Origin of the sequence: Geobacillus genomosp. 3, assembly GCF_000445995.2 — a bacterium.
In the GTDB taxonomy this organism is placed as follows: Bacteria; Bacillota; Bacilli; order Bacillales; family Anoxybacillaceae; genus Geobacillus.
The window spans coordinates 1,199,688-1,216,475 of sequence record NC_022080.4 but is presented as its reverse complement, the minus strand read 5'-3'; the positions used below and the strand labels follow the sequence as shown (position 1 = coordinate 1,216,475).

Sequence of the window (16,788 nt, the reverse complement as noted above, 5' to 3'; positions counted from 1 at the left end):
TTTCTACAAGTCTAACTGCCGAGCGATGATCGTTTTCATCATCTCGTTCGTCCCGGCGTAGATGGCGCTGACCGGGATATCGCGGTAGCGCCGGGCGATCTCGTATTCTTCCATATAGCCGTAGCCACCGTGCAGCTGCATCGCCTCGGCGGCGACGCGTTTCGCCATTTCCGTAATCCACCATTTCGCCATCGACACTTCCGTGACGATCTGTTTTCCCGCCATATGCTCTTCAATAACACGGTCGACAAACGTGCGCCCGAGGGCGATTTCGGTCGCCATTTCCGCAAGGCGAAACTGAACGGTTTGAAACCCGCTCACCCGCCTGCCGAATGCGGACCGCTGTTTCACATATTGTTTGGTCAACGAGAACATCACTTCCGCTGCCGTTTGCGCAGCGATAGCGACGACCAACCGCTCCTGCTGAAGTTTTTCCATCAAATAATAAAATCCTTTTCCTTCCTCGCCGAGCAAGTTAGATGCCGGCACTTTTGCCTCTTGGAAAAACAGCTCGGCGGTATCTTGGGCGTGCAGCCCGACTTTGTCAAGCTTCCGGCCGCGTGTGAACCCCGGCGTATCGCGTTCGACGACAAGCAGGCTGATGCCGCGGTGCGGGGGGTTCGCCTGCGGGTCGGTTTTGCAGGCGACGATGATCAAATCGGCATGAATGCCGTTCGTGATGAACGTTTTTTGCCCGTTGACGATGTAATCATCGCCGTCTTTGATGGCCGTCGTGGAAATGTTCGCCAAATCCGATCCGGCGCCCGGCTCGGTCATGGCGATTGCCGTAATGAGTTCGCCGCTGACGCATTTCGGCAGCCATTTTTGTTTTTGTTCTTCGGTGCCGTATGCCGCAATGTACGGCACAACAATGTCGTTGTGCAAGCCGATGCCGACAAGACTTGAACCAACCTTTTCCAGTTCCTCATTGATGACGACTGAGTAAGCAAAATCGGCGCCAAATCCCCCATACGTTTCATCCACCCACGGACAAAGAAAGCCGTTTTCGCCCATTTTCGCCCAAAATGACCGCGGAATGATGCCGCGCTGCTCCCATTCGTTGTAGTACGGATACGCTTCTTTCTCTAAAAACTTGCGGAATGCGTCGCGGAAAATATGGTGCTCCTCGCGCAAATAGCGGGCTGCCACCGTTCATCCCTCTTTTCTGTTCGATCGCATTTTCTCCGTTCCGTCCGCCGCCCGTTTTTTCAGCTGTTCGCGCAGCAAAAACTTTTGGATTTTGCCGCTCGCGTTGCGCGGCAAGGCGTCAATGAAATAGTAGGCGCGCGGCCGCTTATAAGGGGCGAGGCGGTCGCTCGTCTTGCAAAACTGCTCGAGCTCATCGGCGGTAAGGCTGATATCCTTTTTGACGACAAACGCGACCACTTTTTCGCCCCACAGCTCGTCTGGTTCGCCGAGCACGGCGACATCAAGCACTTTCGGATGTTCGTACAACACGTCCTCCACTTCGCGTGGATACACGTTTTCCCCGCCGCTGATCACCATGTCATCGACCCGATCGGCGACGTACAAATAGCCGTCTTCGTCAAGATAGCCGAGATCGCCGGAATGGTACCAGCCTTTGTACAACGCTTTTTCCGTCGCTTCCTCGCGCTTGTAGTAGCCAGCCATCATGCACGGCCCGCGCATCACGATCTCACCGACTTCATATGGCGGCAGCATCTCATCCGGGTCGGACGGACCATCCTCACGCGCGCGGACGACGCGAATTTCATGGTTCAAGCAGGCGCGCCCGGCGGAGCCTGCTTTGTTCAGCTGCTCATCCTCAAGCAAAAACGTCACCGCCGGCCCCATTTCCGTCATGCCGTACGCTTGCACGAGCCCGATGCCAAGCCGCTCCTGGCACTGCCTAACAAGCGCCGGGGCCATCGGGGCGGCGCCATATAAGCCGAGGCGGAGCGACGACAAGTCGTAACCGCTTACATTTTCCTGAAGCATCATGTTCCACATTGTCGGCGCACCGAATAAAACGGTAATCCGCTCCCGCTCAATCGTTTTAAGCACAAGCTTGGCGTCAAAATGGTGCAAAATGATGCTCGCCGCCCCGGCGTGCACGCGCGGCAGCAGGCAGCAATGCAGCTCGGCGCAATGGAATAAAGGCGCCGCCGCCAGCCCGCGGTCCGTTTCGCGGATGCGCATCACCCCATGGCAAAGGACGCTTTGCTCGATCATGTCGCGATGCCGGTGCATGACCCCTTTCGGACGCCCGGTCGTACCGCTTGTGTACATAATGGCGTAAAGATCATCTTCTTCCACCTGAACGGACGGTGCTTCCTCCCGAGCCCGCCCCGCCTGTTCATGGGCGCTTTTGGCAAACGGCGGCGGATCGCGGTCAATCGACCAAAAGGCGATGTGCGGAAAGCGGTCATGAATGGCGGCCAACTCCCGCTCCACCGCCCGCTCAAACAAGACGATTTTCGGCTCGGCGTCCGTTAAAATATAGGCGATTTCTTCCGCTTTCAGCCGAAAGTTGATCGGATTGAACACGGCGCCGATTTTGGCGCAGGCGAACAAGGCGGTGGCCAGTTCAAGCGTGTTGTACAAGACGGTGGAAACGCGGTCGCCTTTGCGCACGCCGGCTTCCTGAAACGCATTCGCCCACCGGTTGACTTCCCGCTCCCATTCGGCATACGTATAGCGACGCCCGGTCGCCACTTCGACGACCGCCTCTCGGTTCGGAAACTTTCGCACGGTTTGGGACAACATCTCCCCAATCGTCATATACAAGCGGCAGTCCTCCCTTTTTCCACATGGACATAGGGCGGGCACGTCTTTTAGATGGACAATTCAAATAATTTCGTACATATGCCCTTGTTGTTTATGTATTCGCTCTTTTGGCCGGCATTCCTCTTTTTGCATCACAAAAAAAAACGAAAAGGACCCCCTTTTCGTTTTACGTATGGAAGACGAAATCACGGTCGCGAATCGTCATCAATTCCTTTTTGTCATAGCGCCCTTCATGCAAAAGCCGGACCGCCTGCTTACGGATCGCCTTTTCAATCAAATTGCGCACATAGCGGCCGTTGCTGAATTTGAGGCGCCCGGCGGCCTCAAGCGTCCCCTCGAGATGGACGCATAGTTTCCGCTCGGCCTCCGGCGTCATTTCGTATTCGCGCTCACGCAGCATTTGTTTGGCGATTTGCACGAGCTCCTCGACCGTATAGTCCGGAAACTCAATCGTCAGCGGGAAACGCGACGGCAAACCAGGGTTCAATGACAAAAAATAGTCCATTTCTTTCGGATAGCCGGCTAAAATGACGACCAAATCGTCGCAATAGTCTTCCATCCCTTTCACGAGCGTATCGATCGCCTCCTTGCCGAAGTCTTTTTCTCCGCCGCGGGCGAGCGAATACGCCTCATCGATAAACAAAATGCCGCCGCGCGCTTTTTTGATTAAATCGCGCGTTTTGTTCGCCGTATGCCCAATATATTCCCCAACTAAGTCGGCCCGCTCCGCCTCGATGAAATGCCCTTTCGACAGCACGTTCATCTCAAAAAACAACTTGCCGAGCAAACGCGCCACCGTCGTTTTTCCCGTGCCGGGGTTGCCTTTAAAAATCATATGAAGCGCCTGGCGGTTCACTTTTAGGCCGTTTTCTTTGCGCATCCGGTTAATGTACAGCCAGGCGTACACTTCCTTGACGATCTTTTTCACATGGTCGAGCCCGATCAGCTGGTCAAGTTCTTTTTGGATGTTGCGAAGCGCCTGATGCTCTTCGCCGTCAAACCAATCGTTTCGCTCGTCTTTTACTAAATGGTTGACCGTTTTGGAATTGAGCACAATATTAATTTGCCCTTTCGCCTTGTTCATCGTCAATTCTGACAAAGGGCGTCACCTCGCTTCCCGTTTTCTGCCATTCGCACGCGTTCCGAATTGGCTGTCGACGCCTCGCGCTTTTGCTATTAGTATACGTACGCCGCCGCCGATCCGTGACAATCGCCCAAGCGAACAACCGGCCGGTCAAAGCGGGAAAAGTTTGTATATTTTTATTCAAAAAAGCGACCGTTTACGCATTCAAATTGAAAAAGCCGTTCAAGCCGGCGAAACAGCAGAAAGGGAGCAGGACGCAGGCCGGCGGGCATCGAAAAAGACGCCTCATCAAGAAGGCGTCTTTTCTCGCGCAGCATATGTACCGTCGGCATTACTGCTGCTCGGTTTCAAACTGGATGTTCCGCTCCGGCGCAAACGTTGAAATGGCATGCTTGTAGATGAGCTGCTGTTTCCCTTGCACTTCCAAAAGCACGGTGAAATTGTCAAACCCTTTAATATACCCGCGCAGCTGAAAGCCGTTCAATAAGAAAACAGTGACTTGGATGCTCTCTTTGCGCAGCTGGTTTAAAAACTGGTCTTGAATGTTGATCGTCGATTTCATGGAACGTCCTCCTCTTTTCTCTCTAAAGATATGGTTATATATTCGCTTCAAGTTGAAACTTTCCTGCTATGTAACGAAAAATCTCCTCCACTCTTGCCGGGAACATCTCACGATCGGTCATGTCAAACCATTCGACCGGCATTTGGTTGCGAAACCATGTCAGCTGCCGTTTTGCATAGCGACGCGAATTTTGCTTCAGCTGCTCGACCGCTTCCTCCAAGGAGACATGGCCGTCAAAATAATCGTACAGCTCTTTGTAGCCGATCGCCTGCACCGCCTGGCAGTCACGAAACCCGCGGTCATAAAGCGCCCTCGCCTCATCAATCAGCCCTTCAGCAATCATTTGGTCGACCCGTTCGTTGATGCGCCGGTAAAGCACGCTTCGCTCTGCCGTCAACCCGATGATGACCGCCTCGTACAAGAGCCGCCGTTGCTGGCCCTGTTGCCACTCACTGAACGGTTTCCCGGTGCAATGATACACTTCTAAAGCGCGGATGACGCGGCGGACGTTATGCGGGTGAATGCGCGCCGCACTTTCCGGGTCGACCTCCTCAAGCCGCCGATGAAGCGCCTCAGTCCCCTGTTCGGCCGCCAGCTGTCGAAGCGCCCGGCGGTACGCTTCATCAGAAGGGGCATCGGAAAACTGATAGTCGTAAATGGCCGCTTGAATGTACAGCCCGGTGCCGCCGACGATGATCGGCAGCCGGCCGCGCGCGGAAATGTCGGCGATGAGGGCGCGGCAAAGCCGCTGAAATTCAACGACGGAAAACGGTTCGCACGGCTCTTTAATGTCAAGCAAATGGTGCGGAATCCCATCCGTTTCGTTCGGCTTCACTTTCGCGGTGCCGATGTCCATTCCTTTATAAATTTGCATCGAATCGCCGCTGATGATCTCTCCGCCCAGCTTTTTCGCCAATGCGATGCCGAGCTTCGTTTTGCCGACTGCTGTCGGCCCGACAACAACAACGACTTTTTCTGCCATGGTGCGCCACTGCTTTCTATTGCTGAACTCGTATCAACCACCATTATACATAAAAACGGCAATACATGAAACAATTTCTTTCATACGTTTTCGCCATCCGCCTGCCGTTTTATACATGACAGCACGAAAATTGCTGTTTTTTCTTTTGCCGCGCCGAACAGCCAAAAAAAGTGAACGCCGCAAAAGGCGTCCACCATCAGCCATGTCTTTTTTCCTATTCCGCTCTTTTTCTGCTCGTCACTTATTGGCGTGGCGCCCGCTGATCTTTTAACGTGTCGTGTATTCCGTATAGCGGAAACTCCGCTGAAAAATACGGTTGACTGCTGAGAATCGGATGGTGATGATCGTTTTATTCGGCGCCGTTTCCGCCGGAAAACGGGCCGGCAGCCGGCTCTATAGCCATCACAATGAAAACCTGCTGACAATCGACTGCAAATCGTCCGCCATTTTCGACAACGATGCGGCCGAAGCCGAAATTTCCTCCATCGATGCCAACTGTTCTTCGGTCGCCGCCGACACTTCCTGAGCGCCGGCGGACGTCGATTCGGCCGCATCGGCGACAAGCCGGACGGAGCGGACGATTTGCTCCGAAGAAGCGGCCATTTCGCTGACCGCCGATGATACGCCGCGAATTTGGCCCGCAACTTCGTCGACGGCGGCGCGAATGCGGGCAAACGTTTCACCCGAATCGCGAATGACGCCGGTCCCGCTCACTACCTCATGGACGACCGACTCCATCGACTGGACGGCATGGGTCGTTTCTTCTTGAATAGCGGCGATCAGCTCGGCGATTTGCTGCGCCGATTCCGCTGACTGCTCGGCCAGTTTGCGCACCTCATCGGCAACGACGGCAAAGCCGCGCCCGTGCTCGCCGGCGCGCGCCGCCTCAATGGCAGCGTTTAACGCAAGCAAATTCGTCTGTGCCGCAATATTGCGGATCGCCTCAATAATCGAACCAATTTGCTCGGAACGGCGGCCAAGCCCTTTAATCACTTCGGCCAACTGTTCGACTGTCGCGTTCACTTTGTTCATTTGCGCGACGCTCGCTTCGATCGTTTTCCCGCCGTCCGCCGCTTGTTTCGACGTTTCAGCAGCGATGGCGGCCACGTTTTGCGCCCGTCCGGAAATTTGCTCGATTCTCTCAGACATGGAATCGACAGTAGCGGACGTTTCTTCCACACTTTGCATTTGCTGATCCATGCTCGAGGCAACACCTTGGATCGTCATTGCGATTTGCTCGGTCGCTTTGCTCGTCTGCTCGGCGCTCGCCGCCAGCTCTTCCGAGGAAGCGGCCACCTGTTCCGCATTTTGCGCCACTTCATGCAGCACGCCGCGCAAGTTTTTCGCCATTTGTTCAAACGAAGCAGCCAACTCGCCGATTTCGTCGCGGTTGCGGACGCCGGTTTTCGTCTCCGTCAAATCGCCGGCGGCGATCCGCTTCGCCGCTTCTGACAGCACAAGCAGCGGGCGGGAGAGCGAGCGGCTGATGAAATAGCTGACAGCCGCTCCGGCCGCCACCGCCAACACGCCGACGATGATGATCAGCTGTTGGACTGCAGATGCCGATGCGGTCGCATCTTTGTTCGCTTTGTCCACTTCCTGCTGCTGCAAGGCGACGAATTGAGCGACTGCTTCGCCCACCTGCTTTGTCGTCTCATGCCCGTCTGTCGTGACGAGATTCATATATTCGTCCGTTCGATTTTGCGCTTTTAATTCGATTTCTTTCAGCCCGAGTGCATAGTACTGCTGTTCGAGCGAGTCGAGCTCAGCAAGCAGCCGTTTCGTCTCCTCCCGCGTCAACGTCGCCATGAGCTGTTCGCTCGTTTGCTTATACTGCTCATGCGCTTTTTCAAAGTCCTCCTTTAATGCTTCATCGCCTGTCAACAAATAACCGCGCAAATTGCTAGATTCTTGTTGAATCAGCACTTCCAACTCTTTCGCCTTGACAAGCTTCGGCATGCGGTTGTCAATCACACTTGTGTATGTACGATCAATCGCCGAAATTTCATAATAGGCGAACCCGACAAGCAGCGCGATCAACACGTAGACGAGGCCGAAGCCGGCCAGCAGTTTTTTGCGCACTGTCATTTTCATCAGCTAATCCCCCGTTCGTCAAGTATGTCTCTCCACTTTTATTATCGGATGATGGCCGCCAATGTTTAACATGTTTCGACCTCACGCATGGCCGTTATTCCGTTACGCCGTCCCTTCCGGCTGCCAATTCCCCCTGGCCTCGGCCTCATCACGGATAAAAAACGACGTAATCAGAGCGACGATGCTGCCGGCCAGGCCAAATAAAAACAAGTGGTGAATGCCGGCCATAAATGTCGGCGCTCCAGCCAAAAACGCCCCCATGACCGTGACGCCGATCGCCGTGCCGATGTTGCGGCAAAACATAAAAAAAGATGTCGCGATGCCCTTTTCATGAGCATCGGCGAGCTGCTGCGAGCCGATGACACCGACCGTTGACGTCAAGCCGAACGACAGCCCTTGAACAAACATGATGAAAAAGACGTACCAAAATCCGTGGCTTTCATTCAACAAGGCTAGAAGCAATCCCGAGATCACAAGCAGCACGTTGCCGATGATCAGCAGCGGGCGATAGCCATAGCGCAAAATCCATTTCCCGGCCGGCACGGCGGCGATCATCCAGCCGACCGATGAGCCGAGCAAAGCGACGCCGCTTGCAAATACGGACAAGTGGGCGACATTTTGCAAAAAGAGTGGAATATAGCTTGATGTCCCAAACAAGGCAACACAGCTGACAAACCCGTTGATGTTCATCCACTTCAGCGTCCGGTGATGGACAAGCGCCATCGGCACAAGCGGGGATGGCTGCCGTTTTTCAAAATAATAAAAAACAATGAGCAAAAGCGCCCCGGCCGCGCCGTACCACCATTGCCCCCGCTCGACGACCGTGACGAGCAAAAGCAGGCTAATCGCCGCCGCAAACAGCGTTGCCCCGGCATAATCGACCGCCGCCCGCTTCGGCTCGTACACTTCTTTATATGGAAGGAGCGTCAACAGGGAGAGCAAGCAAATCGGAATGTTGACATAAAAAATCCAGCGCCATGTCGCATACTCGACAAACAGCGAGCCTAAAAGCGGCGCCAACACGGCGGAAAGCCCCCACATGGCCGTAAAAAACGCCTGAATTTTCCCGCGTTTTTCCACAGGAAACAAATCGCCGGCGATAATGGCCGGAAACGGCATCATAAACCCGGCCCCCACCCCTTGCACGGCGCGGAACAAGACGAGCTGCACCATGTTTTGCGACAAACCGCAAAGAAGCGAACCGATTAAAAATAATAGAATGCCGAAGCTGAACACTTTTTTGCGGCCGAATAGATCGGACAAACGGCCGGCGATCGGCGACAGGACGGTCGTCGTAATCATGTACGACGCAAACGTCCACGCATAAAGAGAAAAATCCCCGAGCTCTTTGGCAATGATCGGCATCGTCGTGTTCATGATCGTCGTGTCCATCGACGCCACAAGCATCGCCAAGATGATGCTCACCATAACAGACAGGCGGCTGTTCATATACTGTCCTCCCTTTTTTGGATCATCTATGAATATTTTATTTTACACGAGAGAATCATATGGCACAAAATTATATGCGCAAAAAGTCGATCATTTGTATTTGCTTCCACCTTTTGTTACCATAAAAAATGGTTCCAAAACGGCTAACCTGATGCCCATTAGTGGACTATGCAACGAAGAAGGAGGAGTGAGATGCAAAAAACGACAACTGTCTTTTACATTTCGATCGCCATTGCCGTGCTGTTTGTCATTTGGGGAATCATCCCGAAAACTTGGCTGCCGCACTACAATTTAAATGACGTGAGCAGCGCTGTCCACGCCTTTCTCATCAACAAGTTCGGCTGGTTTTATTTGCTCAGCGCTTCGCTTTTTTTGGCATTTTGCTTGTTCTTGATTTTTTCCCGTTACGGGAACATCCGTCTCGGCCGCGATGGAGAGAAGCCGGAGTACAGCTATATGACATGGTTTGCCATGCTGTTTAGCGCCGGGATGGGAATCGGGTTAGTGTTTTGGGGAGTAGCTGAACCGTTGTCCCACTATTATACGCCGCCAACCGGCGAAGGAGCGACGGCGGAAGCCGCCCGTTTAGCCATGCGCTATTCGTTTTTCCATTGGGGGCTTCATCCATGGGCCATTTATGGGGTTCTTGCCTTGGCGCTTGCTTACTTTCAGTTCCGCAAACGGGAGGCCGGCGTCATCAGCCGCACGCTGCGCCCGTTGTTTGGCGCGCGAACGGAAGGCGGCCTCGGGACAGCCATTGACACATTGGCTGTGTACGCAACCGTCTTTGGCGTCGCCACCTCGTTAGGGTTGGGGGCCATTCAAATCAGCGGGGGATTGCAGCATCTGTTCCCGGCCATTCCAAACACCTTTTCAACCCAATTGATCGTGATTGTCGTTGTCACCGTATTGTTCATGCTTTCTGCGCAAACCGGGTTGAATAAAGGGATCAAATGGCTGAGCAACATCAATATCGCGCTGGCGTTTCTGCTCATGTTTTTCATGCTGTTTGCCGGCCCGACGAATTTCATTATGGATGTATTTACAGCGACAATCGGGACATATTTACAAAATTTGCCTTCTATGAGTTTTCGTCTTAACCCGTTTGAACAAAATGATTGGCCGAAAGTATGGACGATCTTTTATTGGGCATGGTGGATCGCTTGGGCACCGTTCGTCGGGACGTTTATCGCCCGCATTTCCCGGGGGCGCACGATTCGCGAATTTATGATCGGCGTCCTGGCCGTCCCCACAATTTTCAGCGCCCTTTGGTTTTCCGTCTTCGGCGGATCGGCGCTCTATTTGGAACAGTTCCAGCATGCCGGCATCGGCGAGATCATGAATGAAAAAGGGATAGAGACGGCTCTGTTCTTCACCTTTGAGCATTTTCCGCTCGCTTCGCTTCTTTCCGGGCTGGCCATTTTGCTGATTTGCACGTTTTTTGTCACATCGGCCGATTCAGCCACGTTCGTGCTCGGCATGCAGACGACAAACGGCAGCTTGAATCCGCCGAATTCCGTCAAGTTCGTCTGGGGCATCGTCCAATCAGCGGCAGCGGCCATTTTGCTTTGGACCGGCGGCCTAGAGGCGTTACAAACCGCTTCGATTATCGCTGCGTTCCCGTTTGCGATCATCATGATTTTGATCGTTCTTTCCCTCATCCGTTCATTCCAGCAGGAAGCGGCGCGAAAGGCGCAACAACCTGTCCAATCGTGATCAAAGGGGCTGACCCGAAACGTAGGTGCGTTTTGGATCAGCCCCTTTCTTATGATGATCTGTACTAAACGATGGACAAAGCGGTTCTTCTCTGCCAGCATGCCGGGCAAAAACGTTGCAAAAGAAACATGCAAAAAAAGCCGCCCGCCAAAGCCGTCAACGGACTTTGTGCGGACAGCCTTCCGCCGCAGCCGATCATATGTTAGTTGAGCACCCGAACCGCTTTCACATACCGTGTTTTCCAATACGATGACGTAAGCGATGAATACGTAACGCCGAGCGAAACGGTAGCGTTGATCATTTGTCCGTTGCCGGCGTAAATGCCGACGTGGTTGATCGTGCCGTTTGAATCGGTGTCAAAAAAGACAAGGTCGCCTTTTTGCAGTTGGTTAAACGACACCGCCCGTCCGGCTTGCGCCTGCGCGGCCGAGGAACGCGGCAGCGAAATGCCCGCTTCGCTAAAGACGCGCATCGTAAACGACGAGCAGTCAAAGACGTCCGTGCGCGACGGGCTTGCCCCGTATAAATATCTCGCCCCTAAATATTTTTCGCCGATCTCGATGATCCGATCCGCGAGTGAAGCAGAAGACTCGGCGACAACCGGTTGGGCAACGGATGCTTGCCGCTCGGCTTGCTGCACGTCGGTCGTTCCGCCGGCTACTTTAATGGCTTGTCCGACGCGGATGACGTTCGGGTTGGCAATTTGCGGATTGAGCGACAATAACCGGTCAATACTTATTTGGAATTTTTTTGCAATCCCCGATAGTGTGTCTCCTTTTTGGACAATGTACTGACCGTTGACAGCCGCAGCCGCCGGCTGCACTGTATATGTACGTTTGTCTGTCGTTCCGCCCGCCACTTGAATCGCTTGCCCAACGCGGATGAAATCGGGGTCCGCAATGCTTGGATTCAGTTTGAGCAACGCTTCGACCGACGTCCCGAACTTGCGGGCGATTCCGCTTAACGTATCGCCGGACTGGATAGTATATGTATTGGAAACGGCTTGCCTACTTTCGCTTTGTCCATTGACTTGCAATACTTGACCTGGAAAAATGAGGTCAGAAGACAAACCGTTTTGTTGCTTTAACCGATCGACTGTCGTATCATATTTCCTCGCAATCTTCCAAAGCGTGTCTCCTTTTTGCACCGTATAGCCCGCGGCCGAGGCGGCATGGCCGGCCAATAATGATCCAATCAATGTTCCAGTAAGTAGCAGTGTTTTTTTCATGCTGTATCCCCCTATGACATCAAGTTGACATTCCTCTATTTCTTTAGGTAAATTTCGCTATCACTCTACAAAATTCGCCATGTATTCCTGTACATGAGCCATTATAGTAAAATACAAACAGAGCGTCTGTAACAGAAAGAATAAAAGTAGATTACAAAACGATTACAAAAAAACGCTCCCTTGTTACAACAGGGAGCGCCATTTACATTACCCGTTTAAACAGTTTTTCAATTTCATATGTTGAAAAATGAACGATGACCGGCCGGCCGTGCGGGCATGTAAACGGATCGGTCGTTTGCCGCAGCGTTTCTAACAGGGCGAACAATTCATCGGTGCGCAAATGGTGATTCGCTTTAATGGCGCGCTTGCAACTCATGACGATGGCGGCTTGCTCGCGCAGCTTCTTTATATCGACCGTTTTGGCCGCCAGCACGTATTCAATCATTTCTTCAATGATTTCTTTTTCTTTCCCTTTTGGAAACCACACAGGGTGGGAACGAACGAGAAACGTCCGTGGACCGAATGGCTCAAGAAACACACCGCAGCGGGCGAGCTCGTCACGGCGGGCGGCGATTCGCTCGTATTCGTTGGCCGGATATTCAAATGTGAGCGGAACGAGCAGCTCTTGCACTTCGTTCGTCACGTCCCCAAGTTTTTCCCGGAAATATTCATAATTGATCCGCTCCTGTGCTGCATGCTGATCGATCATATACAGCCCGTCTTCGTTCTCGGCCAAAATATAAGTGCCATGCAACTGGCCGATCGGATACAGCGGCGGAAGACGATCGGTCACCCGTTTCCTCTCTGTTCCATCGGCCGGCAGACGCGTTGATGTCGGTGCTTCCCCCACCTCATCAGTTGACTTCGATTTGGAAGCGGGCAAATTGTTGGCATCGCCCGCCTCTCTTTCCGAAATTACCGGCGTCCCGTCTTCTTTCTGGGCGGCGGGCGCATCATTCCGACCGACTGCGGGCGGCTGGGCGGCCCACCGTTGGTTGGCCGGAGGCACCGCCGCGGTCACACTTCCGGTTCTCTCCGTCTCCTTGTCGGGCTGGACGGCCGGTTCATGAACGCGGTGGGCAAACGTCCAAGCCGCTTGCTCCGCCTTCGCTTTGGCTGCCTTGCTGTCGGCGGGGATAGACGGGATGAGCGTCCGCTCGCGGAACGCGCGGCGGATCGCATCAGTAATAAGCGCATGCAACTCAGCTTCTTTGCTAAAACGGACTTCGAGTTTCGCCGGGTGCACGTTCACATCGACGAGCACTGGATCCATTTCAATCGCTAGAAATACAATCGGATAGCGGCCGACCGGCAACAATGTATGATAGCCGGCCTCAATGGCCTTCATGAGCGGCATGTTGCGCACGTAGCGTCCGTTGACGATAAGCGATATATAATTGCGCGAAGCGCGCGTCACTTCAGGCAGCGAAACATAGCCGTGAACGGCAAAGTCAAGCGACTCCGCTTCAATAGGAATCATTTGTTTCGCCGTTTCCATACCGTAAATGGCAGCGAGCACATGCCGGACATCGCCGCCGCCGTTTGTCGCCAGCAGCGTTTTGCCATGATGGCGAAGCCGAAATGACACGTCCGGATGAGCAAGCGCCAACCGGTTGACGACATCGGCCGCATGACCGAGCTCGGTATGGATCGTTTTCATATATTTTAGCCTAGCCGGAGTATTGAAAAATAAGTTTGATACCGTGATGTCGGTTCCTTTACGTCCGGCTGCCCGCTCGCGGGACACGAGAGCGCCGCCTTTTAACACAAGCTTCGTCCCCGATCCGCGGCCCGTGCCGGTCGTCAACTCGACTTCCGACACGGACGCGATGCTTGGCAGCGCCTCGCCGCGAAAGCCGAGTGTGCGAATGCGGAACAAATCGTGCTCATCTTGAATTTTGCTTGTCGCATGCCGTTCAAACGCAAGAAGGCAATCGTCTTCCTCCATTCCGTCACCGTTGTCGATGATGCGGATTTTCGCCATCCCGGCTTCCTCGAGTTCAATGTCAATGGCTGTGCTATGGGCGTCGATGGCGTTTTCGACGAGCTCTTTCACGACCGAAGCCGGCCGTTCGACAACTTCGCCGGCGGCAATTTTGTTTGCCAGCTGATCGTCGAGCTTGCGGATGCGCCCCATCGTCCCACCTCCGTTACCTCAGCAATTTTTGCAGTTCATATAGCTTGTTTAACGCCTCAAGCGGCGTCATCTCAAGCAGATTGATCGTCCTTAACGCCGCCAGTACCTTTTTCTCTTTGCCGGACAAGTGCGACTCCGCAGGCGTCGGGACTAAGTCCGGAAACATGCTCAATTGTTCGAAGGCCGCTTCGTTTACAGCGTCGGCCGATGCCGCGCCCGCCCTACGCCCGGCTTCCCGCTCAACGCTTCGCTCGGCAGCGCGGCCAGCGGACGATCCTGCGTCCGATTCCAACCCGCTTTGCCGCCGCCCGAAAGCCTCTTCCGTTAATGCGTTATCCTCCCGTCCGGCTTCCCCTTCAAGCCCGCGTTCAGAGGCGCCGTTTCCAGCCGGTCGCTCGAGCTTAGCTAAAATGTCCCGGGCGCGCCGAATGAGGGGCGCAGGCAGCCCGGCCAGCTCGGCGACGTGAATGCCGTAACTGCGATCGGCCGGGCCATCGGCGATTTGGTGCAAAAAGACGACTTTTCCGTTTTCTTCAACGGCGCGGGCATGGACGTTGCATAGCCGTTCGAGCGAGCTTTCCAACGCGGTCAGCTCATGATAATGCGTGCTAAACAACGTCTTCGCGCCGATATGATCGTGGATGTATTCAATCATCGCCTGAGCGAGCGCCATGCCGTCGTACGTCGATGTGCCGCGCCCAATTTCATCGAATAAAATGAGGCTGTTTTGCGTTGCATGGGCGATGGCGCGACGCGCTTCGAGCATTTCCACCATAAACGTGCTTTGCCCTGCCGACAGGTCGTCAGCAGCGCCGATGCGGGTGAACACTTGATCAAAAATCGGCAATATCGCCCGCTCGGCCGGGACGAAGCAACCGATTTGCGCCATGATGGCGGTGAGCGCCACTTGCCGCATGTATGTGCTTTTCCCGGCCATATTCGGCCCGGTGATGAGCAGCATTTCCCGCTCGCGATTCATATAGCAGTCGTTCGGCACGTACGTTTGCGCGCCAAGCACTTTTTCCACGACCGGGTGACGCCCCCGTTCGATGGACAAGACGCGCTCGGCGGAAAACTGCGGGCGCACGTAGCGGCGTTCGTCGCTCACCGTCGCCAGCGACTGAAGCACATCGAGCTCGGCAACGGCTTTGGCGAGCGTCTGCAGGCGTGGGATGTATTGCTTCACGTGCTCGCGAATGGCGACAAACAGCTCGTACTCGAGCTCGATGCTTTTTTCTTCCGCTTCTAAGATAAGCGTCTCTTTTTCTTTCAACTCGGCTGTAATGAAACGCTCGGCGTTGGCGAGCGTCTGTTTCCGTTCGTAGCGCCCTTCCGGGATGAGGGGAAGGTTCGGCTTCGTCACTTCAATATAGTAGCCGAATACGCGATTATAACCGACTTTGAGCGATTTAATGCCGGTTGCCTCCCGCTCTTTCGCCTCGAGTTCGGCGATCCACGCTTTGCCGTTGCGGCTCGCATCGCGGTAGCGGTCAAGCCGCTCATCATACCCGTCTTTAATGATGTTTCCTTCTTTGACGGAAAGCGGCGGCTGCTCTTGAATGGCGCGCTCGAGCAAACCGATGAGCTCTTCACACGGATCAAGGCGACTGCACAGCTTGTCCGCTTCAGCAAGCGGCAAACCGCTTACCGTCTGGCGGAGAGCCGGCACTTGAGCGAGCGATTTCTTCAACTGCACAAGATCGCGGGCATTGGCGTTGCCGTAGGCGACGCGGCCGACGAGCCGCTCGATGTCATAGACGCCGCGCAGCCCATCGCGCAGCTCATGCCGTTCAAAATAGGACGTTTTCAACGTTTCCACAAAATCGAGGCGCCGTTCAATTTCACTCCGGTCAATAAGCGGCCGGTCAAGCCATTGCTTCAAGAGGCGGCCGCCCATCGCCGTCACCGTTTCATCCAACAGCCATAAAAGCGAGCCTTTCCTCCCTTTTGACCGCACCGTTTCAACTAACTCTAAGTGCAGCTTCGAATGCCGATCCATTTTCATATACTGATCGACTTGGTACAACTCAGCCGCCTGCAGATGATCGAGCTGCCGTTTTTGCGTGCGGATGAGATAATGGAGCAAGCGGGCGACGGTCGCCCGCAGCTTTTCTTGCGTCACATGGCCGGCAACGCTGCTCCATTCGTCCCGCAGCGATGTTTCGTCTTCATATGAGACGGCCGCTCCGTACCGTTCTTTCAGCTGTTGCACCCACTCGGCAGCGCTGTCGGAGCCGATGACGACTTCCCGCGCCCCGATGGCATGCAGTTCGTTCACTGTCTCCTCCCACGAAGAAAGGAGCGTCAGCCGGACTTCGCCGGTCGACAAATCGGCGTAAGCCAATCCGTATGTACCGTCGGCAAACGGCGTCAACGTCGCTAAATAATGGTTTTCTTTCTCGGTGAGCCCTTTGCCCTCCATTAGCGTCCCGGGGGTGATCAGCTGAACCACTTCGCGGCGCACGACGCCTTTTGCCGTTTTCGGATCTTCCACTTGTTCGCAAATCGCCACTTTATAGCCTTTTTCCACGAGCTGTTCAATATAGCCTTGCGCCGAATGGTACGGCACTCCGCACATCGGCACCCGTTCATCGCCGCCTCCGTCACGGCTTGTCAGTGTGATTTCCAACTCTTGCGCCGCCTTTATGGCGTCATCAAAAAACATTTCGTAAAAGTCGCCAAGCCGGAAAAACAAAAACGCGTCTGGATATTGCGCCTTAATATGCAAATATTGTTGAATCATCGGTGTATACGATGGCATCATTTCTCCCCAACCTTTTCGGCCGGC

General features: G+C 54.3%; 12 protein-coding genes. 1 reads left to right on the top strand and 11 read right to left on the bottom strand.

The window, feature by feature from the left end; genetic code table 11:
• Positions 1 to 3 precede the first annotated feature (3 nt).
• The 8 genes from M493_RS06190 to M493_RS06160 form a co-directional block, all read right to left on the bottom strand.
• Positions 4 to 1,149 carry an acyl-CoA dehydrogenase family protein gene (locus tag M493_RS06190; RefSeq protein ID WP_020959442.1) on the bottom strand — a complete coding sequence of 382 codons (1,146 nt, stop codon included), beginning with the start codon at positions 1,147 to 1,149 and terminating at the stop codon, positions 4 to 6.
• A gap of 3 nt (positions 1,150 to 1,152) precedes the next feature.
• Positions 1,153 to 2,748 carry a fatty acid--CoA ligase gene (locus M493_RS06185; protein ID WP_020959441.1) on the bottom strand — a complete coding sequence of 532 codons (1,596 nt, stop codon included), beginning with the start codon at positions 2,746 to 2,748 and terminating at the stop codon, positions 1,153 to 1,155.
• 166 nt (positions 2,749 to 2,914) lie between these two features.
• Complete coding sequence (gene spoVK / locus M493_RS06180) at positions 2,915 to 3,847, bottom strand: stage V sporulation protein K (protein ID WP_020959440.1); 933 nt, start codon at positions 3,845 to 3,847, stop codon at positions 2,915 to 2,917.
• Positions 3,848 to 4,163: 316 nt separating this feature from the next.
• Positions 4,164 to 4,394 carry an RNA chaperone Hfq gene (gene hfq, locus M493_RS06175; protein ID WP_020959438.1) on the bottom strand — a complete coding sequence of 77 codons (231 nt, stop codon included), beginning with the start codon at positions 4,392 to 4,394 and terminating at the stop codon, positions 4,164 to 4,166.
• A gap of 34 nt (positions 4,395 to 4,428) precedes the next feature.
• Positions 4,429 to 5,376, bottom strand: a complete 948-nt coding sequence (miaA, locus tag M493_RS06170; protein ID WP_020959437.1) for a tRNA (adenosine(37)-N6)-dimethylallyltransferase MiaA — start codon at positions 5,374 to 5,376, stop codon at positions 4,429 to 4,431.
• A 33-nt stretch (positions 5,377 to 5,409) separates the two neighbouring features.
• On the bottom strand, positions 5,410 to 5,580 hold the full coding sequence (locus M493_RS18525; RefSeq protein WP_158413363.1) for a hypothetical protein: 171 nt from the start codon (positions 5,578 to 5,580) through the stop codon (positions 5,410 to 5,412).
• 198 nt (positions 5,581 to 5,778) lie between these two features.
• On the bottom strand, positions 5,779 to 7,470 hold the full coding sequence (locus M493_RS06165) for a methyl-accepting chemotaxis protein (RefSeq protein WP_020959435.1): 1,692 nt from the start codon (positions 7,468 to 7,470) through the stop codon (positions 5,779 to 5,781).
• 102 nt (positions 7,471 to 7,572) lie between these two features.
• Positions 7,573 to 8,919, bottom strand: a complete 1,347-nt coding sequence (locus M493_RS06160) for an MDR family MFS transporter (protein WP_020959434.1) — start codon at positions 8,917 to 8,919, stop codon at positions 7,573 to 7,575.
• A 192-nt stretch (positions 8,920 to 9,111) separates the two neighbouring features.
• Between M493_RS06160 and M493_RS06155 the strand changes: the two genes are divergently transcribed.
• On the top strand, positions 9,112 to 10,635 hold the full coding sequence (locus M493_RS06155) for a glycine betaine uptake BCCT transporter (RefSeq protein ID WP_020959433.1): 1,524 nt from the start codon (positions 9,112 to 9,114) through the stop codon (positions 10,633 to 10,635).
• A gap of 202 nt (positions 10,636 to 10,837) precedes the next feature.
• Here the strand turns inward: M493_RS06155 and M493_RS06150 are convergent, their stop codons facing one another.
• From M493_RS06150 to mutS, 3 genes are all read right to left on the bottom strand, one after another.
• The gene (locus M493_RS06150) at positions 10,838 to 11,863 is read right to left on the bottom strand and encodes a LysM peptidoglycan-binding domain-containing protein (protein WP_020959432.1); all 1,026 of its coding nucleotides are present in this window, start codon (positions 11,861 to 11,863) and stop codon (positions 10,838 to 10,840) included.
• 202 nt (positions 11,864 to 12,065) lie between these two features.
• The gene (mutL, locus tag M493_RS06145) at positions 12,066 to 14,000 is read right to left on the bottom strand and encodes a DNA mismatch repair endonuclease MutL (protein ID WP_020959431.1); all 1,935 of its coding nucleotides are present in this window, start codon (positions 13,998 to 14,000) and stop codon (positions 12,066 to 12,068) included.
• Between the two features lie 13 nt (positions 14,001 to 14,013).
• Entirely contained in the window at positions 14,014 to 16,761 is a 2,748-nt protein-coding gene (mutS, locus tag M493_RS06140) for a DNA mismatch repair protein MutS (protein WP_041267879.1), read from the bottom strand.
• Positions 16,762 to 16,788 lie beyond the last annotated feature (27 nt).

Bases quoted from the DNA above. Each gene is read 5' to 3' on its own strand.
- hfq (WP_020959438.1), bottom strand. From the start codon at position 4,394: ATGAAATCGACGATCAACATTCAAGACCAGTTTTTAAACCAGCTGCGC.
- miaA (WP_020959437.1), bottom strand. From the start codon at position 5,376: ATGGCAGAAAAAGTCGTTGTTGTTGTCGGGCCGACAGCAGTCGGCAAA.
- M493_RS18525 (WP_158413363.1), bottom strand. From the start codon at position 5,580: ATGGCTGATGGTGGACGCCTTTTGCGGCGTTCACTTTTTTTGGCTGTT.
- M493_RS06165 (WP_020959435.1), bottom strand. From the start codon at position 7,470: ATGAAAATGACAGTGCGCAAAAAACTGCTGGCCGGCTTCGGCCTCGTC.
- M493_RS06160 (WP_020959434.1), bottom strand. From the start codon at position 8,919: ATGAACAGCCGCCTGTCTGTTATGGTGAGCATCATCTTGGCGATGCTT.
- M493_RS06155 (WP_020959433.1), top strand. From the start codon at position 9,112: ATGCAAAAAACGACAACTGTCTTTTACATTTCGATCGCCATTGCCGTG.
- M493_RS06150 (WP_020959432.1), bottom strand. From the start codon at position 11,863: ATGAAAAAAACACTGCTACTTACTGGAACATTGATTGGATCATTATTG.
- mutL (WP_020959431.1), bottom strand. From the start codon at position 14,000: ATGGGGCGCATCCGCAAGCTCGACGATCAGCTGGCAAACAAAATTGCC.
- mutS (WP_041267879.1), bottom strand. From the start codon at position 16,761: ATGCCATCGTATACACCGATGATTCAACAATATTTGCATATTAAGGCG.